Origin of the sequence: Streptomyces cinerochromogenes, assembly GCF_014648635.1 — a bacterium.
GTDB classification, from domain to species: Bacteria; Actinomycetota; Actinomycetes; order Streptomycetales; family Streptomycetaceae; genus Streptomyces; species Streptomyces cinerochromogenes.
On the sequence record NZ_BMRM01000006.1, the window covers coordinates 255,243 to 279,166 of the forward strand.

Here is a 23,924-nt window from a genome sequence, read left to right on the forward strand (position 1 = left end):
GCTGTACACCAGGGGGTTTTCCGTTGTTCCGCTCGCGTTCGCACACCCGTTGGGCCCTGCCGCTGACCCTGGGCCTGACCACGCTCGGCCTCGCCGCCCCGGCCGTGTCCGCCGCCCCGCCGAAGAGCACCCCGGTCCATGACGACTTCAACGGCGACGGCTACGCCGACCTCGCGATCGGCGCCCCGAACGCCACGGTCGGCGGCCAGGCCCGGGCCGGCTACGTCGCCGTGCTCTACGGCGGCCCGCACGGCCTGTCCGCCGGGCACCGCGCGATCATCAGCCGGGCCACCGCCGGCGTCCCCGGCGACCCCGTCAAGGGGCAGGGCTTCGGCCTGCAGATCACCAAGGGCGACCTGGACGGCGACGGCTACGCCGACCTCGTCACCGCCGGGGTCGTCGTCTGGGGCGGCCCACGCGGACTGTCCGGGGGCACGGCGATCCCGGGCAACTCCCACCAGAGCGGGGACTTCGACGGCGACGGACGTCTCGACCTCGCCGTGATCCAGGGCGGCTCCGGCATGGGCGACGACCCGGCCGGCAGCACCGCCGAGATCTGGAAGGGCCCGATCAAGCGCACCGGCACCCCGGCCGCGCGCACCCCGCTCGACCCCGAGCACCTCCAGTACGTCGACATGCACAACGGCGACACCGGCGACATCAACGGCGACGGCCGCACCGACCTGGTGCTGACCGGCTACTGCGGCGACGGCAACAACTGCAGCCAGTTGTACCTGAGCGGTCCCGCCGGCCTCTCCCGCGTCACCCAGCCCTACCGCAGCGGCGACGGCGCGGCGGCCATCGGCGACCTCAACGGCGACGGCTACGGCGACCTCGTCACCGGGTTCCAGGACGACAACGCGATCTGGGTGATGTACGGCAGCGCGTCCGGGCTGCGCGGCGAGTCCACCTGGAAGCGGTTCACGCAGGACACGCCCGGCGTCCCCGGCAGCCGGGAGAGCAACGACAAGTTCGGCCAGGCGGTCGCCGTCGGGGACATCACCGGTGACGGCATCGACGACGTCGCGGTCGGCGTGCCCGACGAGAACGGCGAGGGCGTGGTCGACGTGCTGCGCGGCAGCCGCTCCGGGCTGACCGGCGCCGGCGCCCAGGCGTTCGGGCAGGACACCAAGGGGGTGCCCGGCACCGCCGAGCAGCACGACGCCTTCGGCTATGTCGTCCGGCTGCTCGACGTCAACGGCAACGGCCACGCCGACCTGGCCGCCGCCGCCCCCGGCGAGGACGGCGGCGACGGCGCGGTCTGGGTGCTGCGCGGACGCCCGTCCGGCCTGGTCACGGACGCGGCCGCGGTCTTCGGCGGGAAGACGGTGGGGGCGCCGTACCGGAAGGCGTCGTTCGGCTTCGGGCTGAAGTAGGAAGTCCCCGGAAAAAAAATCCGGCGAGCGTGTCGATGTGCGTCGCTCCCGTTCGACGCAAGGGGTGAGCGGCGGGGACAGGCCCCGCCGTCCGGCCGAAGGAGTCACCATGCCCCGCTACCTGTCCATCGTGCACGTCGACGAGTCCTCCGCCCCCGCCGGCGGCCCCAGCCAGGAGCTGATGGACCGGATGGGCGAACTGATCGAGGAAATCACCAAGGCCGGCGTCATGCTCGACACCGCCGGGCTGACGCCCTCCTCCCAGGGCACCACCGTGCGCTGGGAGGGCGGCAGGCTCTCCGTCACCGACGGGCCCTTCACCGAGGCCAAGGAGGTCATCGGCGGCTACGCGCTCATGCAGTGCAAGGACAAGGCCGAGGCACTGGAGTGGACCAAGCGGTTCCTCCAGGTCCACGAGCCGTACTGGACCGTCTCCTGCGAGGTGCGGGAGATCGCCGAGGGCTGATCCCGTTTGGCCTTCCCGCGCCCCGGGTGTTGCATGTGGGCTGTGGAAGCACAGCCCACTGCGGCACACGCGATCGAGACCGTCTTCCGCCTGGAGTCGCCCCGCGTGGTCGCCGGCGTCGCCCGGATCGTCCGGGACGTCGGCATCGCCGAGGAACTGGCGCAGGACGCCCTCGTCGCCGCCCTGGAGCGGTGGCCCCGCGAGGGGGTGCCGGACAACCCCGGCGCCTGGCTCATGGCCACCGCCCGGCACCGGGCCGTCGACCTGGTCCGGCGCCGTGAGACCTACGCCCGCAAACTCGCCGGGATCGGCCGGGACCTCCGGGCGGCCTCGCCGTCGTACGACGAACCGGCCGACCCGGACGACATCGACGACGACCTGCTGCGGCTGGTCTTCACGACCTGCCACCCGGTGCTGTCCCCGCAGGCCCGCACCGCGCTCACGCTGCGCCTGCTCGGCGGCCTCACCACCGCCGAGATCGCCCGCGCCTACCTGGTCCCGGAGCCGACCGTCGCCCAGCGCATCGTCCGCGCGAAACGCACCCTGGCCACGCAGAACGTCGCCTTCGAGGTGCCGTACGGACCGGACCGCGAGGCCCGTCTCGGCTCCGTCCTCGACGTCATCTACCTGATCTTCAACGAGGGGTACGCGGCCACCGCCGGCGACGACTGGCTGCGCCCCGGGCTGTGCGAGGACGCGCTGCGGCTGGCCCGGGTGCTGTCCGCGCTGATGCCCAAGGAGCCCGAGGTGCACGGTCTGACCGCGCTGCTGGAGTTCCAGGCGTCCCGCGCCGCCGCCCGCACCGGCCCCGACGGCACACCGGTGCTGCTGAAGGACCAGAACCGGCGCCGCTGGAACCGCATGCTCATCGCACGCGGGGTCCGCGCCCTCGACCGCGCCGGGGCCACCGCGAGCGGCCCCCCGGGCCCGTACGCCCTCCAGGCCGCCATCGCCGCCTGCCACGCGCGCGCGTACCGCTACGAGGACACCGACTGGCGCGCCATCGCCACCCTGTACGGCCTGCTGGCCGTCCGCGCGCCGTCCCCGGTGGTCGAACTGAACCGCGCGGTCGCCGTGTCGATGGCCGACGGCCCGGCGGAGGGCCTGAAGCTGGTGGACGCCCTGGCCGCCGCACCCGCCCTGCGCGGCTACCACCTGCTGCCCAGCGTCCGCGGCGACCTCCTGTCCCGCCTCGGCCGCACCGCCGAGGCCCGCGAGGAGTTCCTCCGGGCGGCCGCCCTGACCCACAACGGGAAGGAGCGCCACCTGCTGCTGCGCCGGGCGGGGGAGTGAGCGTCAGGGCAGCCGGCGCCGCCATGACTCCGTGTGCGCCGGCATCACCCCGACGGATGGCCGATCAGCATCGCCGGCGCCCCGGCCACCCGGGTCAGGAACACGGTGGCCGCGTTCGGGCCCTGCGGCCGTACCTTCCGGCGCAGTTCCTCCGGTTCGACCGCCGAGCCGCGCTTCTTCACGGTCAGCGTGCCGACCTCGCGCTCGCGCAGCAGGGCCTTCAGCTTCTTGACGTTGAAGGGGAGGTGGTCGGTGATCTCGTAGGCGGAGGCGTACGGCGTGGGCCGCGGCGCGTCGGCGGTGACGTAGGCGATGGTCGGGTCCAGCAGTCCGCCGCCGACCTCCTCGGCCACCTCGGCGACCAGGTGCGCGCGGATCACGGCACCGTCCGGCTCGTACAGGTAGCGCCCCACCGGCCGCACCCCGGGGTCGGGCAGCCCGCGGCCGACGAGGGTGCGCGGGCCGGGCAGCAGGGTGGCCCGTACGGTGCCCGGCGCGCCGGTCCCGAACCACAGCACCGCCTCCTTCACGTCCCCGCCGTCGGAGATCCACTCGGCCTCGGCCCGGTCCGGGACCACCTCGTGCGGGATGCCCGGAGCGACCTTCAGCGCGGCCCGGGGGGCCTTCAGGGCCGTCTCGACCGCCCAGGACAGCGGCGGCGAGTACGCCTCCGGGTCGAAGACGCGGCCCCGACCGCCCCGGCGCGCCGGGTCCACGAACACCGCGTCGTACCCGGCGGTGTCCACCTCGGTGACGTCGGCCTCGCGCACCTCGATCAGGGCGGCCAGCCCCAGCGCCTCGGCGTTGGCCCGGGCGACCGCCGCCGTCAGCGGGTCCCGGTCCACGGCCAGCACCCGGATCCCGGCCCGCGCCATCGCGACCGCGTCCCCGCCGATCCCGCAGCACAGGTCGGCGACGGAGGCCACGCCCAGCTCCCGCAGCCGCCGGGCCCGGTACGCCGCCACGCTCGCCCGCGTCGACTGCTCGACCCCGTTCGGCGTGAAGAACATCCGCCCGGCGTCCTCGGCGCCGAACTTCGCCACCGCCCGCTGCCGCAGCCGGGCCTGGCCGAGCGCGGCCGAGACCAGCTCGGCCGGATGCTCGCGGCGCAGCCGGGTGGCCACGGCCAGCTCCTGCGCGGGCTCGGTGTCGCGCACCTCGTCGAGGAGGGCGCGGCCTTCGGGGGTGAGGAGCAGTGCGAGGTCGTTCACCGGGTCATTGTGGGCCAGTCGGTGGATGGTGCGCCTCCGGCGGCGGTGTCGGCCGGGGTTGCGGGCCGGGGCCTGGGAGGATCCGGCACCATGCGAGCAGTAGTACAAAATGACAAAAGTCGGGCGCGGTTGCGGCGTCTGGCCCTCGGCGGGGGAGCCGCCGCATGCGCCACCGCCGCCCTGCTCTCCGGCTGCGCCGGACCCGAAGCCGTCCACACCGCACCCGGCCGGGGCGGCCCCGCCCAGCCCCAGGACCCGGCGGCCCGCCGGGCCGCCGAACACGCCCGGCTGGCCGCCGCCGCCCGGCGCTGGGGGCTGGACCAGGTCCCGCTGGCCCCTCCGCCCCCACCCGCGGTCAAGCCGCGGATCAGCGCCCGCGACGGTTTCGAGGTGGACCACCAGGAGGACTGGAACCTGCCACCCGTCTTCACCACCGTCCCCACCCGGCACAAGGTCGTCTTCCTGACGATCGACGACGGCGCGGAGAAGGACCCCCGGTTCCTCGCCATGATGCGGGAGCTGAAGATCCCGTACACCGCCTTCCTCAGCAACTACCTGGTGAAGGACGACTACGGCTACTTCCGCAGGATGCGCTCCTACGGCAACACCCTCAACAACCACACGCTCCACCACCCCTACCTGCCGGGCCTGACCTACGAGGAGCAGAAGGACGAGATCTGCGGCATGCAGGCCGTCATGAAGAAGGAGTTCGGCAAGGCGCCCACCGTCTTCCGGCCGCCGTACGGCAACTACAACCAGGACACCCTGGTCGCCGCCAAGGAGTGCGGCATCAGGTACGCGCCCATCTGGAACGAGGAGGTCTTCGTCGACCACTGGGAGTACCGCGAGGACGACCAGCGGCTGCGCCCCGGCGACATCGTCCTCACCCACTTCCGCGGCCGGGACGACTGGGACGGCACGATGGTGGACGACATGCGCCGCTTCCTGAACAAGGTCACGCGCGAGGGCTACGCCGTGGCCCGCCTGGAGGACTACCTGTGAGGCGCCTGCGGGGTCCTGCCGCGGTCCTCGCCACGGCCCTGCTCCTCACGGGCTGCGCCCAGTCCGTCGACCCCATCGAACGCCTCGGCAAGAAGGCCGCCGAAGGAGTACGTCCGCACACCACCGGCCCCGGCCGCGCCTACCGCGCCTGGGGCCTGACCCGCCCCCTCGCCCGCTCCCCGGTGCCCCCGGCCCGCCCGCTCGCCGACCGCCCCGCGGCCCACGGCCTGCCCCCGGTCCTCGACCACGTCACCACCCGCGACCCGGTCGTCTTCCTCACCTACGACGACGGCTCCGACCGCGACCCCCGCTTCGCCGACATGGTCCGCGACCTCCGCCTCCCGGTCACCCTGTTCCTCACCGACAGCGTCGCCGCCCCCGCGTACGGCCACTTCGCCCGGCTGCGCGCGCTCGGCGCCGGCATCGAGAACCACACCGTCGACCACCGGGCGCCGGCCGGACTGCCCTACGCCGGCCAGCGCGCCGGGATCTGCGGCCAGCAGGACCGCCTCCGCGCCCGCCTCGGCGTCCGCCCCCGCCTCTTCCGCCCGCCCTACGGCTCCTACGACCGCACCACCCTGCGCGCGGCGGCCGGCTGCGGCATCTCCGCGCTCGTCCTGTGGCGCGCCGCCCTCACCCCCGCGGGCCTCGCCTACACCCGCGGCCCCCACCACCTGCGCCCCGGCGACATCGTCCTGGTGGGCCCCGACGAGAACCCGGGCCCACCGCTGCGGGAACGCACGGTGCGGGTGCTGAGGGAGGTGCAGGAGGAGGGGATGACGGTGGCGCGGCTGGAGGACTACGTGGGCTGACCGGCGCGGCCGGGCGATTCCGGCCCGGCCGGGGTGCCCCCTTCGGGGGAGTGGCGAGGACGAGGGCCGCAAGGACGCAAGCGGGCCTTCGGGGGGCGGCAGCCGCCCGGGGACAGCGGGGCGGCACGGGCCGCCGGGACCCCCACGCGCGCCGGCCGCGGCCGACGCGACGCACGGCAATTGGCACTCCGCTTGACCGAGTGCTAATCGCGGTCATAGTCTCGGGTCTGGCACTCCCCCCTGGAGAGTGCCAACAAACGCGACGGGCAGGTCCGGCACCCGCGACGACGGATCCACCTGGTCGCCACCTCAGACAGTTAACCCCGTGAGATCTCCGAAGGGGGAGGTCGGATCGTGACGACCGCCAGCTCCAAGGTTGCCATCAAGCCGCTTGAGGACCGCATCGTGGTCCAGCCGCTGGACGCCGAGCAGACCACGGCCTCTGGCCTGGTCATTCCGGACACCGCGAAGGAGAAGCCCCAGGAGGGCGCCGTCCTCGCCGTGGGCCCGGGCCGGTTCGAGAACGGCGAGCGTCTGCCGCTCGACGTCAAGGTCGGCGACGTCGTCCTCTACAGCAAGTACGGCGGCACCGAGGTGAAGTACAACGGCGACGAGTACCTCGTCCTCTCGGCTCGCGACGTGCTCGCGATCATCGAGAAGTAATCACCTCAAGCGACTCTCTGCTTGAAGCTGCGCCCCTGGCCCCCGCGATCGATAAGAAGCCGGGCGCCCGGGGCGCGGCGTTTTTCACCCACAGATTTCCGAGAGGGCTCCCGCTGCCATGGCGAAGATCCTGAAGTTCGACGAGGACGCCCGTCGCGCCCTTGAGCGCGGCGTCAACAAGCTTGCCGACACGGTCAAGGTGACGATCGGCCCGCGCGGCCGCAACGTCGTCATCGACAAGAAGTTCGGCGCCCCGACCATCACCAACGACGGTGTCACGATCGCCCGCGAGGTCGAGATCGAGGACCCGTACGAGAACCTCGGCGCCCAGCTGGTGAAGGAGGTGGCGACCAAGACCAACGACATCGCTGGTGACGGCACCACCACCGCCACGGTCCTCGCCCAGGCGCTGGTCCGCGAGGGTCTGAAGAACGTCGCCGCCGGTGCCTCCCCGGCCGCCCTGAAGAAGGGCATCGACGCCGCGGTCAAGGCCGTCTCCGAGGATCTGCTGGCCTCCGCCCGCCCGATCGACGAGAAGTCCGACATCGCCGCCGTCGCCGCGCTGTCCGCCCAGGACCAGCAGGTCGGCGAGCTGATCGCCGAGGCGATGGACAAGGTCGGCAAGGACGGTGTCATCACCGTCGAGGAGTCCAACACCTTCGGTCTGGAGCTGGACTTCACCGAGGGCATGGCCTTCGACAAGGGCTACCTGTCGCCGTACTTCGTGACGGACCAGGAGCGCATGGAGGCCGTCCTCGACGAGCCGTACATCCTCATCACCCAGGGCAAGATCTCCGCCATCGCGGACCTGCTGCCGCTGCTGGAGAAGGTCATCCAGGCCGGCTCCTCCAAGCCGCTGCTGATCATCGCCGAGGACGTCGAGGGCGAGGCCCTGTCGACCCTGGTCGTCAACAAGATCCGCGGCACCTTCAACGCCGTCGCGGTGAAGGCCCCCGGCTTCGGCGACCGCCGCAAGGCGATGCTGCAGGACATGGCCGTCCTCACCGGCGCCACCGTCATCTCCGAGGAGGTCGGCCTCAAGCTCGACCAGGTCGGCCTGGACGTGCTGGGTTCCGCCCGCCGCGTCACCGTCACCAAGGACGACACCACGATCGTCGACGGCGCCGGCAAGTCCGAGGACGTGCAGGGTCGCGTCGCGCAGATCAAGGCCGAGATCGAGAACACCGACTCCGACTGGGACCGCGAGAAGCTCCAGGAGCGCCTCGCGAAGCTGGCCGGCGGCGTGTGCGTGATCAAGGTCGGCGCCGCCACCGAGGTGGAGCTGAAGGAGAAGAAGCACCGTCTGGAGGACGCCATCTCCGCGACCCGCGCCGCGGTCGAGGAGGGCATCGTCTCCGGTGGTGGCTCCGCCCTGGTCCACGCCTCCAAGGTCCTGGACGGCAACCTGGACAAGACCGGCGACGAGGCCACCGGTGTCGCCGTGGTCCGCAACGCCGTGGTCGAGCCGCTGCGCTGGATCGGCGAGAACGCCGGCCAGGAGGGCTACGTCATCGTCTCCAAGGTCAAGGACCTGGAGAAGGGGCAGGGCTACAACGCCGCCACCGGCGAGTACGGCGACCTGATCAAGGCCGGCGTCATCGACCCGGTCAAGGTCACCCGCTCCGCCCTGGAGAACGCCGCCTCCATCGCCTCCCTGCTGCTCACGACCGAGACCCTGGTCGTCGAGAAGAAGGAAGAGGAAGAGCCGGCCGCCGCGGGCCACGGCCACGGCCACGCCCACTGAGCGAACAGCTCCCGAGTGAAGGCCCGGTACCCCGGCGAAGGGGGCCGGGCCTTCGCCCTGTCTACTGCTCCAGCTCGTCCAGCGCCCCCAGTTGCTGCATCAGCCCCAGCTGGTCGTGCTGCCACCACAGCTCGGCGATCTTGCCGTTCCCGGCGAAGCGGCACAGTGTCATCCCGGTCATGGAGACCTGCCGGCCCGTGGGCGCGATCCCCAGGAAGTCGCCCCGGTGCGTGGCGTTCCAGGTCCACCGCGCGCACGCCCGGTCGCCCTGGGCGAGCACGTCCTCGACGGTGAACGCGAAGTCGAAGGCGCCGCGCCACATCCGGAACTCGGCGCGGACGTTGTCCAGCCCGATGGTGTCCTGCGGGTTCATCGGGTCGCGGCTGTGGATGTCCTCGTCCAGCAGGTCGTTGAGCGGCGGCAGCTCACCCGGCGTGCACAGCGCGTCGAAGAGCCCGCGCACGACCCCCTCGACCAGGCGCTCGTCCCGTACGACGTCCAGGTCGGTGAACCTCGGCTTCTCGTCGCACAGCGCCGCCATCTCGCGGAAGATCCGGTCGGTCTCCGGGAGGTTCGAGTTCCGCACCGCCTCCTCGTACGACGGGAACTCCACGACCTCCACCACGTGCGACGTGTCCGACCGGTCCGTGGCGACCAGCGCGTGCGTCGCCGTCCGCTTCCCCTTGGTCTGCCGGACCCAGTCGTCCATGAGCCGGTTCATCTCGTCCATCCGGCTCGTCCTGCACTCGATGAGCTGTACGAAGGTCATGACGCCGCCTCCGACCCCCCTGGGTCCGGTACCGTCCCGCCCATTTTCCCACCGGGACGGCGGCGTCACCCGTCGTTACTGCGGCCCGTACCTGCGCCCCGTCCGGGAGCTGATCCCGCCCAGCAGCCCGCGCGGGGCCACCTTCACCAGCCCCATCAGCGCCTTGTACCGGGGGTCCGGGATGGACAGCGTCCTGCCGCGCGCGAGGTCGGCCAGGGCCGCCGCGACCAGCTTGTCCGCGTCCAGCCACATCCAGCCCGGGATGTTGTCCGTGCCCATGCCGGCCCGCTGGTGGAACTCGGTCCGCACGAACCCCGGGCACAGTGCCATCAGCCGCACCCCGCTGCCCGCCAGGTCCTTCGCCGCGCCCTGGGTGAACTGCACGACCCACGCCTTGGACGCGCCGTACGTGCCGCGCGGGACGAAGGCGGCCACCGAGGCGACGTTCACCACCCCGCCCCGGCCGCGCTCACGCATCGCCTCGGCCGCCGCCGACGTCAGCCGGAGCACCGCCTCGCAGTGCACCTTGAGCATCCGCAGCTCGTCCGCCATCGGCACTTCCAGATAGCGGCCCTTGTTGCCGAAACCGGCGTTGTTGACCAGCAGGTCGACCGCGTTCTTCCGGTCGCCGAGCCGCTCGGCGACCGCCTCGATGCCCTTGTCCTCGGCCAGGTCGGCGGTCAGCACCTCCACCTCGATGCCGTGCCGGTCGTGCAGTTCCGTCGCCTGCTCGCGCAGCCGTCCGGTGTCCCGTGCCACCAGGACGAGGTCGTGCCCGTCAGCCGCCAGCCGCCGCGCGAACGCGGCACCGATCCCCGCGGTCGATCCCGTAATCAGAGACGTTGTCATGGCCCAAGGGTAGTGACCCGGACCGACAGCTTCCGCTGCCCGCGCGCCCTGTCACCGACGGCGTCCTGACGGGTGGTCAGGCCCCGTGCCGCGCCACGTACTCCCGGGCCTGCGCCAGCGTCTCCGAGTGCAGCGCCTCGCCCGCCGCGAGCAGCCGCGGCAGCAGCTCCCGCTCGGTGGTGACCGCGCGGAACTGCATCGCCGCCGTCACCCCGTGGTCCGGACGGTGCACGATCTCCACCGGGTCGCCCGCCTGGATCTCACCCGGCTCGATCACCCGGAGGTAGGCACCCGTTGCGCCCTTCTGTGTGAACCTCCTGACCCAGCCGCGCTCGCCCAGATGGCCCTGGAACGTGTTGCACGGGATGCGGCCCGAGGTCACCTCCAGCACCACCTCGGAACCGATCCGCCAGCGCTCGCCGATCAGCGCCCCCGAGACGTCCAGGCCGTCCGTCGTCAGGTTCTCGCCGAAGCAACCGTTGGCCAACGATCGGCCGAGTTCGCGCTCCCACGTGTCGAGGTCCTCGCGGGCGTACGCGTACACCGCCTGATCGTCCCCGCCGTGGTGGCGCAGGTGGCACACCGCGTCCCCGGCGAGTCCGCTCGCGCCGGTCCCCTTGGGCCCCGGCGCCGCCACCCGCACCGGCCCGTCGGCCGGGCGCTTGTCGATGCCGGTCAGGCCCTCCGGCTGGCTCGTGTACGGGACCTGCCGCGCGCTGCCCAGATTGACGGAAAGAAGCTTCATCCCCGCACGGTAAGCGATCCGGCCCCAAAGCGTCGACGCATTATCGGGCGCCCCACCCAAGGCTGCCTTATGCTCGACAGGTGATCGAGGCCCGTCATCTCCGCGTCCTGCGCGCCGTCGCCACCACCGGATCCTTCTCCGCGGCGGGGCGCCTGCTGGGCTGCACCCAGCCCGCCGTCAGCCAGCAGATGAAGGCCCTGGAGACCTCCGTCGGCACCCCGCTGCTGGTCCGCACCGGACGCGAGATGCGCCTCACCCAGGCCGGCGACGCCCTGGTCCGGCACGCCTCCGGCATCCTCGCCGGGCTCACCGCAGCCGAGGAGGAGGTCGCCGCCATCGCCGGCCTGCGCGCGGGCCGGGTCCGCCTGGTCTCCTTCCCCAGCGGCAGCTCCACCCTGGTCCCCACCGCCCTGGCCGCCCTGCGCGCCGCCCACCCCGGCACCCGCGTCTCCCTGGAGGAGGCCGAGCCCCCGAAGTCCGTCGAGCTGCTCCGGGAGGGCGACTGCGACCTGGCCCTGGCCTTCCGCTACGAGGGGGCGGCGGCCGCCGAGGAATGGGACGACCTCGTCGTACGGCCCCTGCTGAGGGACCGGCTGGTCGCCCTGGTCCCCGAGCGGCACCGGCTCGCACGCGCGGAGACCGTCGCCATCGGCGAACTGGCCGAGGAGCCCTGGATCGCGGGCTGCCCGCGCTGCCGCGGCCAGTTGATCGAGGTGTGCGAGGGGGCCGGGTTCACCCCGCGCATCGACTTCGCCACCGACGACTACCCGGCCGTGGTCGGGCTGGTCGGCGCGGGCCTCGGCGTCGCGGTGCTGCCCCAGCTGGCCGTGGAGTCGGTACGGCCGCGAGGCGTGCACACGGTCCGGCTGGAACCGGCGGTCCGGCGGGAGATCGTCGCCCTCACCCTGCCCGACCTGGCACAGGTGCCGGCCGTGTCGGCGACGCTGGAACAGCTGGCCCGGGCGGCACGGACGGCCGGGCGCGCGTAGGGGTACGGCGGGGGTGTGCGTAGTAGGGGTGCGGTGCGGGTGCGCGGCAGAGTCATGGGCACGCGCGTGCGTGCCCGGTAGGGAAGGAATGATCGCCCATGGGTGAAAAAACGTTCCTTCAGTGATCTGAGGCGGTGTCCCCGCTGGTGCTCGACGCCGCCACGAGGCGGTTGCGCGCCCGCCCCATCAATTCCTCACGCTCGTCCTCGGTCAGTCCGCCCCAGACCCCGTACGGCTCGCGCACCGCCAGAGCGTGCGCCGCGCACTCCGCACGGACCGGGCACCTCATGCAGACCTCCTTGGCCGAGTTCTCACGAGCGCTCCGAGCCGCCCCGCGCTCGCCCTCCGGGTGGAAGAAGAGCGAGCTGTCCACCCCGCGGCAGGCAGCCAGCAGCTGCCAGTCCCACAGGTCCGCGTTCGGTCCGGGAAGGCGGGAGAAATCTGCCATTACGTGACCCCTTGTCGCCGTTCTGGGCGGATACGGTGCCAACGACCGTACATCTCCGGTCTAAGGAGATGAAAATATGACTCATTGCGAATCTAGCTCCGGACACTGCGAAACGGGAAGAAAAGGGGCCGAATGGGGCATAGGTTGTGATGAAAAGTTGAGAGTCCGTCGGGCATGTCTGCACCGTGTCGGTGCCGTCACGTAGAGTGCCGAAGACGGCACGCGGAGCCGTAACTCTTTCGAGTGACCGTCGTTGAGAGTGCGGAGGCGGTTGAAGACACAAGCGCTCGGGCAGGCGTCCGAGACGGTCGACCGCACAGGTGACGATTCCGTACCAGCCTGGAGGCTCAAGGTGACGCGCATCAGCTGCGGAGGGCGGTCATGACATCCGTCCTCGTCTGCGACGACTCCCCGCTTGCCCGAGAAGCGCTGCGCCGCGCGGTCGCGACCGTGCCCGGTGTCGAGCGTGTGACGACGGCGGCCAACGGCGAGGAAGTCCTCCGCCGCTGGGGCGCCGACCGCTCCGACCTCATCCTGATGGACGTGCGCATGCCCGGTCTGGGCGGCGTCGAGACCGTGCGCCGGCTGCTGTCGGCCGACCCGGGCGCGCGGATCATCATGCTCACGGTCGCCGAGGACCTCGACGGCGTGGCCCTCGCGGTCGCCGCCGGAGCCCGTGGCTACCTGCACAAGGACGCCTCGCGCGCGGAGCTGCGGGCCACGGTGACACAGGCGCTCGCCGACCCGACCTGGCGGCTCGCCCCGCGCCGGCTGCGCTCGGCCGAGATGGGCGCCGCGCCCACGCTCACCGCGCGCGAGATCCAGGTCCTGGAGGGCATGAGCCACGGCCGCTCGAACGCCGAGATCGGCCGTGAGCTGTTCCTCTCCGAGGACACCGTCAAGACGCACGCGCGGCGCCTGTTCAAGAAGCTCGGCGCCTCCGACCGGGCCCACGCGGTGGCCCTCGGCTTCCGCTGGGGACTGGTCCGGTAACCGGTGCGAGGCCCTGCGGGCCGCCCGGCACCGACGGCCGCCACCCGGCGGACGCGGCGTGCGCCGCGGACCGGCGCCGTTACCGTCCGGCGGACGCGGTGCGCACCGTGGGCCGATGCCGTCGTCGTCCGGCGGGCGTGGCTCGCGCTGCGGGCTGTCGTCGTCGTCCGGCGGACGCGGTGTCCACTGCGGACCGACGCCGTCACCGCCCGGCCCCGCTCCCGCCCGGTGCTCCCGCCCGGGCGGCCTGCCGACCCACCGGTGGCCCGGCCCGCACCGGACGGCATGGCGCGGTCGCGGGCCGGCCGCGGTCCGGCGCGCCGGTACGGCACCGCTTGCCCGGGGCCCCGGAGCGCTCCGGCAGGTCGCGGAGAGCCGTGCGGACTCCGGTCCGGCGTGGCTCTTCGGTGTCCGTGTGCGCTCGGGTCCGGCGCGACGCGCGTGCCCTGGGCGCGCTCTGACCGGATCCTGCCTTGATAGGGGCCCGGCAGGCCGTGCCGACGACGCCGGGGCGCGTCCCTCGAACCGCCCGGAGGAGCGTGCCGGGCAGTGAACCCTCCTGGGGCACGTCATCGCCGTACGCGCGGACAGGCGGGCCCCGGTTCCGGTCGTGCGCGCGGACAGGTGGCCTTGGGATTCGGTGGTGCGCGCGGACCGGTGGCCCCGGGATTCGGTCGTACGTGCCGTGCGGCGGAGGCTCCGGCGCACGGCGGTGTCCATCGGCGCACGAAAGCGCCTCATCATGTGCGCCCGTGCGCCGGCGCGCGACCCCCGGGAGCCCCCTGGAGGGACGGGTGCAAGGCGGCCCGCCGGACGCGCGCTGCTCGTTTCGGCGCGGATGCCGCATCCTTGAGATGTGGAGTCTCTCGGGGACGAGTCGGTCGAGCGGAAGGGGAGGGCGCAGGGGATGAGTGCCGGCGCACCTGCTCATAACGCTTCGGTGCACAACCACGAACACGATGCGACGGACCGGACGGCCGCAGGGCACCATGGACCGATGCGCGACGACGAGGCGGGCACGGCCCAGGGGGCGTTCGGTGCGCTCGTGCATCGTGCCGTCGACGGGGACGAGCAGGCCACGCACGACCTGCTCGCGCACGTCCACCCGCTGGCGCTGCGCTACTGCCGCACCCGGCTGTCCCGGCTCCCCGGCGACGCGCGGCACTTCGTGGAGGACCTGGCCCAGGAGGTCTGCGTGGCGGTCCTCCTCGCCCTGCCCCGCTACCGCGACACCGGCCGCCCCTTCGAGGCGTTCGTCTTCGCCATCGCCTCGCACAAGGTCGCCGACCTCCAGCGCGCGGCGATGCGCCACCCCGGGTCGACCGCGGTGCCGTCCGACGAGATGCCCGAGCGGCCCGACGACTCCCTCGGCCCCGAGGAGCGCGCCCTGCTCAGCAGCGACGCCGAGTGGGCCAAGAAACTGCTGGCCAACCTGCCGGAGAACCAGCGCGAGCTGCTCCTGCTGCGCATCGCCGTGGGCTTGACCGCGGAGGAGACGGGGCAGATGTTGGGAATGTCACCCGGTGCGGTCCGCGTTGCCCAGCACCGGGCCCTGAGCCGCCTCAGGGCGCTCGCCGAACAGTAATCCCCGTGTGCGGAGCCGCCGTAGCTCCTCCGCTGAACAGGTGCGCCGCCGTTTCCGTACGAACATACGAAGTCGCAAGCGACCCCGTACCGTGGAATTTGCTAGCGACGCTTCCCGTTAGCATGGACATCCGCACCGATCAAGGCCATTTGGGGAAGGTGTCATGACTGCCAACGTCGACGGAGTGCCCGGAAAATTCGCGACACTCGGGCTGACCTACGACGACGTGCTGCTGCTGCCGGGCCCGTCGGACATGGCACCCGACGAGATCGACACCGCCTCGTACGTCTCCAAGAACGTGCGGGTCAACATCCCGCTGCTGTCCGCCGCCATGGACAAGGTGACCGAGTCCCGCATGGCGATCGCGATGGCCCGCCAGGGCGGCGTCGGCGTCCTGCACCGCAACCTCTCCATCGAGGACCAGGCCAACCAGGTCGACCTGGTGAAGCGCTCCGAGTCGGGCATGGTCACCGACCCGATCACCATCCACCCGGAGGCCACGCTCGCCGAGGCCGACGCGCTGTGCGGCAAGTTCCGCATCAGCGGCGTCCCGGTGACCGACGGCGACAAGAAGCTGCTCGGCATCGTCACCAACCGGGACATGGCCTTCGAGAGCGACCGCAGCCGCCGCGTGCACGAGGTCATGACCCCGATGCCGCTGGTCACCGGCAAGGTCGGCATCTCCGGCCCGGAGGCCATGGAGCTGCTGCGCAAGCACAAGATCGAGAAGCTGCCGCTGGTCGACGACGAGGGCGTCCTCAAGGGCCTGATCACGGTCAAGGACTTCGTCAAGGCGGAGAAGTACCCGAACGCCGCCAAGGACGCCGAGGGCCGTCTGCTGGTCGGCGCCGCGGTCGGTGTCGCCGGTGACGCCTTCGAGCGCGCCCAGGCCCTGATCGAGGCGGGCGTCGACTTCATCGTCGTGGACACCGCGCACGGCCACTCCCGCCTGGTCGGCGACATGATCGCCAAGATCAAGTCGAACTCCTCCGGCGTCGACGTCATCGGCGGCAACATCGCCACCCGCGACGGCGCGCAGGCGCTGGTCGACGCGGGCGCCGACGGCATCAAGGTCGGTGTCGGACCGGGCTCCATCTGTACGACCCGTGTGGTCGCCGGCGTCGGCGTCCCCCAGGTCACCGCGATCTACGAGGCCGCGCTCGCCGCGAAGGAGGCCGGTGTCCCGGTCATCGGCGACGGTGGCCTGCAGTACTCCGGCGACATCGCCAAGGCCCTGGTCGCGGGCGCCGACACGGTGATGCTCGGCTCGCTGCTCGCGGGCTGCGAGGAGTCCCCGGGCGAGCTGCTGTTCATCAACGGCAAGCAGTTCAAGTCGTACCGCGGCATGGGCTCGCTCGGCGCCATGCAGTCCCGCGGCGACCGCAGGTCGTTCTCCAAGGACCGCTACTTCCAGGAGGGCGTCGCCTCCGACGAGCAGCTGATCCCCGAGGGCATCGAGGGCCAGGTGCCCTACCGCGGCCCGCTGTCCTCCGTCGTCCACCAGCTGGTCGGCGGTCTGCGCCAGTCGATGTTCTACGTCGGCGGCAGGACGGTCCCCGAGCTCCAGGCCAACGGCCGGTTCGTGCGGATCACCTCGGCGGGCCTGAAGGAGAGCCACCCGCACGACATCCAGATGACGGTCGAGGCGCCGAACTACAGCAGCAAGCGGTAGCTCTCAGGCAGGACGTGCACGCGCCCACGCGTGTGTGCGGCTCGTACACGGCGGTCCCGGAGCATCCGGGGCCGCCGTTGTCGTGCCCGTCGGCGATACTGGAAGGCGCTGCAACGCATAGGGAAAGGCCACCAACGTGACTGAGATCGAGATCGGGCGCGGCAAGCGCGGCCGCCGGGCGTACGCCTTCGACGACATCGCCGTCGTCCCCAGCCGCCGTACGCGGGACCCGAAGGAGGTCTCGATCGCCTGGCAGATCGACGCCTACCGCTTCGAGCTGCCGTTCCTGGCCGCCCCCATGGACTCCGTGGTCTCCCCGGCCACCGCGATCCGCATCGGCGAGCTGGGCGGCCTCGGCGTGCTGAACCTCGAAGGCCTGTGGACGCGGTACGAGGACCCGCAGCCGCTGCTCGACGAGGTCTCCGAGCTGCCCGCCGAGCAGGCGACCCGCCGCCTCCAGGAGATCTACGCGGCGCCGATCAAGGAGGAGCTGATCGGCGCCCGCATCAAGGAGGTCCGCGACTCCGGCGTGGTCACCGCCGCCGCGCTGTCCCCGCAGCGCACCGCCCAGTTCTCCAAGGCGGTCGTGGACGCGGGCGTGGACATCTTCGTCATCCGGGGCACGACGGTCTCGGCCGAGCACGTCTCCTCCTCGCACGAGCCGCTGAACCTGAAGCAGTTCATCTACGAGCTGGACGTCCCGGTGATCGTCGGCGGCTGCGCCACCTACACGGCGGCCCTGCACCTGATGCGCACCGGCGCCGCGGGTGTGCTCGTGGGCTTCGGCGGCGGCGCCGCGCACACCACGCGCAACGTGCTCGGCATCCAGGTCCCGATGGCCACGGCCGTCGCCGACGTGGCGGCGGCCCGCCGTGACTACATGGACGAGTCCGGCGGCCGGTACGTGCACGTGATCGCGGACGGCGGCGTCGGCTGGTCCGGCGACCTGCCCAAGGCGATCGCCTGCGGCGCCGACGCGGTCATGATGGGCTCCCCGCTGGCCCGCGGCACGGACGCGCCCGGCAAGGGTCACCACTGGGGCATGGAGGCGGTCAACGAGGAGCTGCCCCGCGGCCAGAAGGTCGACCTCGGCACGGTCGGCACGATCGAGGAGATCCTCACCGGCCCGTCCCACACCCCGGACGGCTCGATGAACTTCTTCGGCGCCCTGCGCCGCGCCATGGCCACCACCGGCTACAGCGAGCTGAAGGAGTTCCAGCGGGTCGAGGTGACGGTGGCGGACAGCCAGCACCGGCGGTAGTCGCCGGGACGGTCGCCACGACGCCTGAAGGGCCGGTCGTCCGAGTGGACGACCGGCCCTTTCGCATGCCCGGGTGCGGCCGAGCGGGCCGTGCTGGGGGGTGCGTTGTGCGGAGGGGGTGCCCATGGGACGCCACCGCAAGCCCACCCACTGGGACCGCTCGCTTCCCCGGAGCCTGCCGCAGTGGCCTCTGCGGTGGGCGGCTCCACCTGTCCCCAAGGTGCCGGGGCCGATTCCCCCACGCCGCCAGCCCTCAGCCCCCACACCACCACGCGCCCCCCTTCACAACCGATGCGCCGCTCCCGTGGGCGTGGCCCCCCGGGTGTCCAGCAGCAGCTGGGCCTTCACCGAGAGTCCCTGCAGGTCGTACGTCCGGTGCTGCTGGAGCAGGATCGTGAGGTCGGCGTCGGCCGCCGCCTCGTAGAAGGAGTCCGCGCGGGGCACGGGCCGGTCCAGGACGCTCCACGCGGGCACGTAGGGGTCGTGGTAGCTGACGGCCGCGCCCAGGCCCATCAGCCGTGTGGCGATCTCCTGGGCGGGGGTGCCCTGGAGGTCGGCGAGGTCGGGCTTGTAGGTGACGCCGAGGAGCAGGACGCGGGCCCCGCGCGCGGACTTGCCGTGCTCGTTGAGGAGCGTGGCCGCGCGCTGGACGACGTACCGGGGCATCCGGCTGTTGACCTGCTGCGCCAGCTCGACCATGCGCAGGGTGCGGGTGGCGTGCCCGGTCAGGTCCTGCGGCACCCCGTGCCCGCCGACGCCCGGTCCCGGACGGAACGCCTGGAAGCCGAAGGGCTTGGTCTCCGCGCAGCGGATGACGTCCCACAGGTCGACGCCCAGCTCGTGGCAGAGGACGGCCATCTCGTTGACCAGCGCGATGTTGACGTGCCGGAAGTTGGTCTCCAGCAGCTGCACGGCCTCCGCCTCGCGCAGGCCACGCGCGCGTACCACCTTGTCGGTGAGCCGGCCGTAGAACGCGGCGGCCGACTCGGTGCAGGCGGGGGTGAGGCCGCCGATGACCTTCGGGGTGCCGGCCGGGGTGTGGTCGCGGCTGCCGGGGTCGACCCGGCTGGGGGCGTAGGCGAGGTGGAAGTCGCGGCCGGCGCGCAGCCCCGAGCCCTCCTCCAGCAGCGGGCGCAGGAACTCCTCCGTCGTTCCGGGGAGCACGGGCGACTCCAGGATGACCGTGGTGTGCGGGCGCAGGCGTGCGGCCAGGGTGCGGGCGGCCGACTCGACCTGGGTGAGGTCGAGGGCGCCGTCGGCGCCGCGCGGGGTGGGCGCGCAGATCACCGCGGTGCGCACCCTGCCGAGCTGGGCCGCGTCGGTGACGGGCCGGAATCCGGCGGAGTGCATCCGGCGCAGCTCCGCCGGGCTGAGCGAGCCGGCCTCGGGGCCGGTGGCATAGCCGACCGTGGCGATGCCGGCGGCGACGGCGGCCTGGGCGAGCGGCAAGCCGTAGGGACCGAGTCCGATGACGGCGAGGTCTGCGGGCATGGCGTGAGCCGTCCTTCCCAGTAGCCGAAGCGGGACAGGTGCGCAAGCGCTGTGGACAAGCAGAGCGGGCGCACTGTCAGACTAGGTACACATATGACCGCTATGTGTGATTGTGTTCGTGTGTCTTGCTGTGGTTGTGCGCAAGTTGTCCACAGGTTGGGAGCCCGTGGTGGCTGGAGCCGGGCAACGCGGTGAGAATTTGGGCATGAGGAGGGGATGAACCGGGCTTCGCCCACCGGGTGCGGCCGACGCGAGCGAGTCTGCGACAGCGGGAGGCAGCGGTGAGGACAGCGACTCTGGGGCCGGCGCAGCGGGCCGAGGCACTGGCGGCGATGGCGGAGCGCGAGCTGGACGTGCTGGTGGTCGGCGGCGGCGTGGTGGGCGCCGGCACCGCGCTCGACGCCGTCACCCGTGGCCTGTCCACCGGCCTGGTCGAGGCCCGCGACTGGGCGTCCGGCACCTCCAGCCGGTCCAGCAAGCTGATCCACGGCGGTCTGCGCTACCTGGAGATGCTCGACTTCGCCCTGGTCCGCGAGGCCCTCAAGGAACGCGGCCTGCTCCTGGAGCGCCTCGCCCCGCACCTGGTCAAACCGGTGCCGTTCCTCTACCCGCTCCAGCACAAGGGCTGGGAGCGGCTGTACGCGGGCTCGGGCGTCGCGCTGTACGACGCGATGTCGATGGCCCGCGGCCACGGCCGGGGCCTGCCGATACACCGGCACCTGACCCGTCGTCACGCCCTGCGCGTCGCCCCCTGTCTGCGCAAGGACGCCCTGGTCGGCGCCCTGCAGTACTACGACGCCCAGGTGGACGACGCCCGCTTCGTGGCCACCCTGGTGCGCACGGCGGCGTCCTACGGCGCGAAGGTGGCCAACCGCGCGCGCGTGACCGGGTTCCTGCGCGAGGGCGAGCGGGTCGTCGGCGCCCGGGTGCAGGACGTGGAGGCCGGCGGCGAGTACGAGATCCGCGCCCAGCAGATCGTCAACGCCACCGGCGTGTGGACCGACGACACGCAGGCCATGGTCGGCGAACGCGGGCAGTTCCACGTCCGTTCCTCCAAGGGCATCCACCTGGTCGTGCCCAAGGACCGCATCCACTCCACCACCGGCCTGATCCTGCGCACGGAGAAGTCCGTGCTGTTCGTCATCCCCTGGGGCCGGCACTGGATCGTCGGCACCACCGACACCGACTGGGACCTGGACAAGGCCCACCCGGCGGCCTCCAGCGCCGACATCGACTACCTGCTGGAGCGCGTCAACTCGGTGCTCGCCGTGCCGCTCGCCCGCGACGACGTGCAGGGCGTGTACGCCGGGCTGCGCCCGCTGCTGGCCGGCGAGTCGGACGCCACCAGCAAGCTGTCCCGCGAACACACGGTCGCCCACCCCGCGCCGGGGCTGGTGGTCGTGGCGGGCGGCAAGTACACGACCTACCGGGTGATGGCCAAGGACGCCGTCGACGAGGCGGTGCACGGCCTGGACATGCGCGTCGCCGACTGCGTGACCGAGGAGACCCCGCTGCTCGGCGCGGAGGGCTACTACGCCCTGTGGAACGCGCGGGCCCGGATCGCCGCCCGCACCGGACTGCACGTGGTCCGGGTGGAGCACCTGCTGAACCGGTACGGCTCCCTGGCCGAGGAGGTCCTGGACCTCATCGCCGCCGACCCCTCGCTCGGCGAACCGCTGCACGCCGCGGACGACTATCTGCGCGCCGAGGTGGTGTACGCCGCCTCGCACGAGGGTGCCCGGCACCTGGACGACGTCCTCACCCGCCGCACCCGCATCTCCATCGAGACCTTCGACCGGGGAACCCGCAGCGCCCGCGAGGCGGCCGAGCTGATGGCACCGGTCCTCGGCTGGGGCAAGGACCAGATCGAGCGCGAGGTCGAGCACTACGAGAAGCGGGTGGAGGCCGAGCGGGAGTCCCAGCTCCAGCCCGACGACCAGACGGCGGACGCCGCCAGGCTGGGCGCGCCGGACATCGTGCCGCTGTAGGCACCAGGCCGACGTTCACTCGAACGGGTGGCCGACTTCGGGATCTCCGCTCGAACCCCGGTCGTTCTCCAGGTGCGGGGGCAGAACCCGGCCGCGGGCAGGGCCGGTGTGAGGCGGGGATCTGCGACCGCGTCCGTGTCCGCCGTTCGCCGGTGGCTGCGCCGGGAGGCGGCCCGGGCCGGCGGCAGTGCCACAGACACCGGTATGGACAGGACTGTCCGAAGCGTCGGCATCCCGGTTCATCCCCTCTTACGACCCATCATCCCGGTAAGCGGAACGCCCTCTTCAGGGGGGCATCCCGGGCGTCGGGGGCGGGCTCCGGCCAGGGGCACCCTGGGCGTCGGGCACTTGTCGGGTGAGAGACAATGGAGGCTCTGTCAGGGCGGGTTGTATGAGGGGACGCATGTCGGAGGCGGAGCGGGCGGGTACATCTCGTCGGGAGACTCGTCAGGACAAGAGCGAGCGGCGTCTCCTCGCCGGGCGGTACCGGCTGGGAGACGTGCTGGGCCGAGGCGGTATGGGCACGGTCTGGCGGGCCGAGGACGAGACCCTGGGCCGGACGGTCGCCGTCAAGGAGCTGCGGTTCCCGTCGAACATCGACGAGGAGGAGAAGCGGCGCCTGATCACGCGCACCCTGCGCGAGGCCAAGGCGATCGCCCGGATCCGCAACAACAGCGCGGTGACGGTCTTCGACGTGGTCGACGAGGACGACCGGCCCTGGATCGTCATGGAGTTGGTCGAGGGCAAGTCCCTGGCCGAGGTCATCCGCGAGGACGGCCTGCTGGAGCCGAAGCGCGCCGCCGAGGTGGGGCTCGCCATCCTCGACGTGCTGCGCTCCGCGCACCGGGAGGGCATCCTGCACCGGGACGTGAAGCCGTCCAACGTGCTCATCGCCGAGGACGGCCGGGTCGTGCTCACCGACTTCGGTATCGCGCAGGTCGAGGGCGACCCGTCCATCACCTCCACCGGCATGCTCGTCGGCGCCCCCTCCTACATCTCCCCGGAGCGGGCCCGCGGCCACAAGCCGGGCCCGGCGGCCGACCTCTGGTCGCTCGGCGGTCTGCTGTACGCGGCGGTCGAGGGCACGCCGCCCTACGACAAGGGTTCGGCGATCGCCACGCTCACCGCGGTGATGACCGAGCCTCTGGAGGAGCCGAAGAACGCGGGACCGCTGCGGGACGTCATCTACGGCCTGCTGACGAAGGACCCGGCCAAGCGGCTCGACGACGCCGGGGCCCGGGCCATGCTCAACGCGGTGATCCGGGCGCCGGAGCCGAAGCCGCTGGACGCCACGCAGGTGGTTCCGCTGCCGACGCAGTCCGGTGGGCCGGAGGGCAGGCGGGGCGAGGAGGCCGGGGAGAAGCTGCGCGGCGCGCTGCGGTCGGTCCGCAAGGCGGCCGGGGCGGCCACCGGCGGGGCGACGGCCCGGGCGAAGAGCGGCAGCACGCCGGCCGCGCCGGGTGCGGGCGGTGCGCCGGCCGCCGGGAGCGCGGTGCCCGGCGGGGCGCGGTCCGGTGCTCTCGGTGCCTCCCGGGTTCCCGGGGTCCCCGCCGGGCCGGCGGCCGGGGGTGGCGTGCGGCCCGGAGGTCCGGGCGCGGGTGCCGCCGGGGCGCCGAACTCCAGCGCGAACAAGGCCGCTTCCGGCTGGCCCGTGGTGCCGCCGCCGGACCTGGACCTGCCGCCGCGGCCGGTGCCGCGGGCGCCGCTGACCGATGTGGTGCCGAGGCGCACGCTCGTGGTCATCGCCGTGCTCGTGGTGCTCGCGGTGCTCGGGACCGTGCTGGCCTTCGCCCTGAGCGGCGACGACAAGGACGGCGCGAGCGGGGCCAAGGCCGCCAGCAGCGCGGGAGCGTCCACCAAGCAGGACAAGAAGGACGCGGCGGGCGGCACGGACACCGGGAAGCGGACGGACGGCGCGACCGCGGCGTCCGTCGGCACCGGTTCGGGTTCGGACGGCACGGCGAGCGCCGAGCCGAGCCGCTCCGGTGACGACTCCGACGCCGACTCCGAGGCGTCCGGCTCCTCCGGTTCGAAGGACGGCGGGAGCGCTCCGGTGGTCTCGACCCGCAAGGGCGCCCAGGGCTACTCGATCGGGCTGCCCAAGGGGTGGAAGTACCGGTCCGCCGGGGCCGCCGGCGACCGCTACACCGGGCCGGGCGGACAGAAGCTGCTCGTCGCCTGGACCAGCACGCCCAAGGACGACCCGGTGGCGGACTGGAAGAACCAGGAGCGCTACATGGTGCGCTCCCAGTACCACAAGATCCGTATCGAGAAGGTGGACTACCGCGGCTGGAACACGGCCGACTGGGAGTTCACGTACACCGAGGGCGGTACCGGGTACCGCACGATCGACCGGGGCTTCGTGGTGAACGGCCACCTCGGTTACGCGCTGATGTACACCGCGCAGAGCGCCGACTGGCACGGCGATCTGCGCAAGGACACCTGGAAGACGTTGACGAAGTCCTTCGAGCCCAAGTCGTAGGCGCCCTGCGCCGGTTTGGTACGTGAGAATCCGTCATCCTCTCAATGCGGGTTGCCTCCGGCACGTATCGTGAAGGGTCGCGGAC

20 protein-coding genes are annotated in these 23,924 nt (G+C 72.5%); 14 read left to right on the forward strand and 6 right to left on the reverse strand.

Features of this window, described 5'->3' with window-relative positions:
• The first annotated feature begins 23 nt into the window (after positions 1-23).
• The 3 genes from IEZ20_RS14400 to IEZ20_RS14410 all read left to right on the forward strand — a co-directional run bounded on the left by IEZ20_RS14400 (position 24) and on the right by IEZ20_RS14410 (position 3,135).
• A complete protein-coding gene (locus IEZ20_RS14400) occupies positions 24-1,376 on the forward strand; it encodes an FG-GAP-like repeat-containing protein (RefSeq protein ID WP_189298232.1) in 1,353 nt (450 codons plus the stop codon).
• A gap of 109 nt (positions 1,377-1,485) precedes the next feature.
• Complete coding sequence (locus IEZ20_RS14405) at positions 1,486-1,842, forward strand: YciI family protein (RefSeq protein ID WP_189298234.1); 357 nt, start codon at positions 1,486-1,488, stop codon at positions 1,840-1,842.
• Between the two features lie 42 nt (positions 1,843-1,884).
• Positions 1,885-3,135: an RNA polymerase sigma factor gene (locus IEZ20_RS14410; protein ID WP_229896060.1), complete on the forward strand. Its 1,251-nt coding sequence runs from the start codon at positions 1,885-1,887 to the stop codon at positions 3,133-3,135.
• Positions 3,136-3,179: 44 nt separating this feature from the next.
• On the opposite strand, the gene IEZ20_RS14415 is transcribed toward IEZ20_RS14410, so the two are convergent.
• Positions 3,180-4,346: a class I SAM-dependent methyltransferase gene (locus IEZ20_RS14415; protein WP_189298238.1), complete on the reverse strand. Its 1,167-nt coding sequence runs from the start codon at positions 4,344-4,346 to the stop codon at positions 3,180-3,182.
• A gap of 90 nt (positions 4,347-4,436) precedes the next feature.
• Here IEZ20_RS14415 and IEZ20_RS14420 point away from each other — a divergent pair, with 90 nt between their 5' ends.
• The 4 genes from IEZ20_RS14420 (at position 4,437) to groL (ending at position 8,567) form a co-directional block, all read left to right on the forward strand.
• Complete coding sequence (locus tag IEZ20_RS14420) at positions 4,437-5,348, forward strand: polysaccharide deacetylase family protein (RefSeq protein WP_189298241.1); 912 nt, start codon at positions 4,437-4,439, stop codon at positions 5,346-5,348.
• A complete protein-coding gene (locus IEZ20_RS14425; protein ID WP_189298243.1) occupies positions 5,345-6,160 on the forward strand; it encodes a polysaccharide deacetylase family protein in 816 nt (271 codons plus the stop codon). The genes IEZ20_RS14420 and IEZ20_RS14425 overlap by 4 nt, the downstream gene beginning before the upstream one ends.
• A 354-nt stretch (positions 6,161-6,514) precedes the next feature.
• Positions 6,515-6,823, forward strand: a complete 309-nt coding sequence (groES, locus tag IEZ20_RS14430; RefSeq protein ID WP_004955293.1) for a co-chaperone GroES — start codon at positions 6,515-6,517, stop codon at positions 6,821-6,823.
• A gap of 118 nt (positions 6,824-6,941) precedes the next feature.
• A complete protein-coding gene (gene groL, locus IEZ20_RS14435) occupies positions 6,942-8,567 on the forward strand; it encodes a chaperonin GroEL (protein ID WP_189298245.1) in 1,626 nt (541 codons plus the stop codon).
• 61 nt (positions 8,568-8,628) lie between these two features.
• On the opposite strand, the gene IEZ20_RS14440 is transcribed toward groL, so the two are convergent.
• From IEZ20_RS14440 to IEZ20_RS14450, 3 genes are all read right to left on the reverse strand, one after another.
• Positions 8,629-9,336, reverse strand: a complete 708-nt coding sequence (locus IEZ20_RS14440) for an ester cyclase (RefSeq protein ID WP_189298247.1) — start codon at positions 9,334-9,336, stop codon at positions 8,629-8,631.
• A gap of 75 nt (positions 9,337-9,411) precedes the next feature.
• Entirely contained in the window at positions 9,412-10,185 is a 774-nt protein-coding gene (locus IEZ20_RS14445; protein ID WP_189298249.1) for an SDR family NAD(P)-dependent oxidoreductase, read from the reverse strand.
• A 76-nt stretch (positions 10,186-10,261) separates the two neighbouring features.
• Positions 10,262-10,930, reverse strand: a complete 669-nt coding sequence (locus IEZ20_RS14450) for an MOSC domain-containing protein (protein ID WP_189298251.1) — start codon at positions 10,928-10,930, stop codon at positions 10,262-10,264.
• 80 nt (positions 10,931-11,010) lie between these two features.
• Between IEZ20_RS14450 and IEZ20_RS14455 the strand changes: the two genes are divergently transcribed.
• A complete protein-coding gene (locus tag IEZ20_RS14455; protein WP_189298253.1) occupies positions 11,011-11,919 on the forward strand; it encodes a LysR family transcriptional regulator in 909 nt (302 codons plus the stop codon).
• Positions 11,920-12,037: 118 nt separating this feature from the next.
• Here IEZ20_RS14455 and IEZ20_RS14460 read toward each other — a convergent pair whose 3' ends face one another.
• Positions 12,038-12,367 (reverse strand): WhiB family transcriptional regulator, encoded by a 330-nt coding sequence (locus IEZ20_RS14460; RefSeq protein ID WP_189298255.1) that lies wholly within the window; start codon positions 12,365-12,367, stop codon positions 12,038-12,040.
• A gap of 381 nt (positions 12,368-12,748) precedes the next feature.
• Here IEZ20_RS14460 and IEZ20_RS14465 point away from each other — a divergent pair, with 381 nt between their 5' ends.
• From IEZ20_RS14465 to IEZ20_RS14480, 4 genes are all read left to right on the forward strand, one after another.
• Complete coding sequence (locus tag IEZ20_RS14465; RefSeq protein WP_003948568.1) at positions 12,749-13,360, forward strand: response regulator transcription factor; 612 nt, start codon at positions 12,749-12,751, stop codon at positions 13,358-13,360.
• Between the two features lie 997 nt (positions 13,361-14,357).
• Positions 14,358-14,945 carry a sigma-70 family RNA polymerase sigma factor gene (locus tag IEZ20_RS14470; protein WP_189298257.1) on the forward strand — a complete coding sequence of 196 codons (588 nt, stop codon included), beginning with the start codon at positions 14,358-14,360 and terminating at the stop codon, positions 14,943-14,945.
• A gap of 163 nt (positions 14,946-15,108) precedes the next feature.
• Positions 15,109-16,617 carry an IMP dehydrogenase gene (gene guaB / locus IEZ20_RS14475; protein ID WP_189298259.1) on the forward strand — a complete coding sequence of 503 codons (1,509 nt, stop codon included), beginning with the start codon at positions 15,109-15,111 and terminating at the stop codon, positions 16,615-16,617.
• 136 nt (positions 16,618-16,753) lie between these two features.
• On the forward strand, positions 16,754-17,878 hold the full coding sequence (locus tag IEZ20_RS14480; RefSeq protein ID WP_189298261.1) for a GuaB3 family IMP dehydrogenase-related protein: 1,125 nt from the start codon (positions 16,754-16,756) through the stop codon (positions 17,876-17,878).
• A 282-nt stretch (positions 17,879-18,160) separates the two neighbouring features.
• Here IEZ20_RS14480 and IEZ20_RS14485 read toward each other — a convergent pair whose 3' ends face one another.
• Entirely contained in the window at positions 18,161-19,369 is a 1,209-nt protein-coding gene (locus tag IEZ20_RS14485) for a nucleotide sugar dehydrogenase (protein ID WP_189298271.1), read from the reverse strand.
• A gap of 281 nt (positions 19,370-19,650) precedes the next feature.
• Between IEZ20_RS14485 and IEZ20_RS14490 the strand changes: the two genes are divergently transcribed.
• Positions 19,651-21,357, forward strand: coding sequence for a glycerol-3-phosphate dehydrogenase/oxidase (locus IEZ20_RS14490; protein WP_189298273.1), 1,707 nt, complete (start codon positions 19,651-19,653; stop codon positions 21,355-21,357).
• 403 nt (positions 21,358-21,760) lie between these two features.
• Entirely contained in the window at positions 21,761-23,839 is a 2,079-nt protein-coding gene (locus IEZ20_RS14495) for a serine/threonine-protein kinase (RefSeq protein WP_189298275.1), read from the forward strand.
• Positions 23,840-23,924: the final 85 nt, after the last annotated feature.

Excerpts from the sequence above, each read along its gene's own strand:
- IEZ20_RS14405 (WP_189298234.1), top strand. The coding sequence starts at position 1,486 with ATGCCCCGCTACCTGTCCATCGTGCACGTCGACGAGTCCTCCGCCCCC.
- IEZ20_RS14420 (WP_189298241.1), top strand. The coding sequence starts at position 4,437 with ATGCGAGCAGTAGTACAAAATGACAAAAGTCGGGCGCGGTTGCGGCGT.
- groL (WP_189298245.1), top strand. The coding sequence starts at position 6,942 with ATGGCGAAGATCCTGAAGTTCGACGAGGACGCCCGTCGCGCCCTTGAG.
- IEZ20_RS14440 (WP_189298247.1), bottom strand. The coding sequence starts at position 9,336 with ATGACCTTCGTACAGCTCATCGAGTGCAGGACGAGCCGGATGGACGAG.
- IEZ20_RS14445 (WP_189298249.1), bottom strand. The coding sequence starts at position 10,185 with ATGACAACGTCTCTGATTACGGGATCGACCGCGGGGATCGGTGCCGCG.
- IEZ20_RS14450 (WP_189298251.1), bottom strand. The coding sequence starts at position 10,930 with ATGAAGCTTCTTTCCGTCAATCTGGGCAGCGCGCGGCAGGTCCCGTAC.
- IEZ20_RS14460 (WP_189298255.1), bottom strand. The coding sequence starts at position 12,367 with ATGGCAGATTTCTCCCGCCTTCCCGGACCGAACGCGGACCTGTGGGAC.
- IEZ20_RS14465 (WP_003948568.1), top strand. The coding sequence starts at position 12,749 with ATGACATCCGTCCTCGTCTGCGACGACTCCCCGCTTGCCCGAGAAGCG.
- IEZ20_RS14470 (WP_189298257.1), top strand. The coding sequence starts at position 14,358 with ATGCGCGACGACGAGGCGGGCACGGCCCAGGGGGCGTTCGGTGCGCTC.
- guaB (WP_189298259.1), top strand. The coding sequence starts at position 15,109 with ATGACTGCCAACGTCGACGGAGTGCCCGGAAAATTCGCGACACTCGGG.
- IEZ20_RS14485 (WP_189298271.1), bottom strand. The coding sequence starts at position 19,369 with ATGCCCGCAGACCTCGCCGTCATCGGACTCGGTCCCTACGGCTTGCCG.
- IEZ20_RS14495 (WP_189298275.1), top strand. The coding sequence starts at position 21,761 with ATGTCGGAGGCGGAGCGGGCGGGTACATCTCGTCGGGAGACTCGTCAG.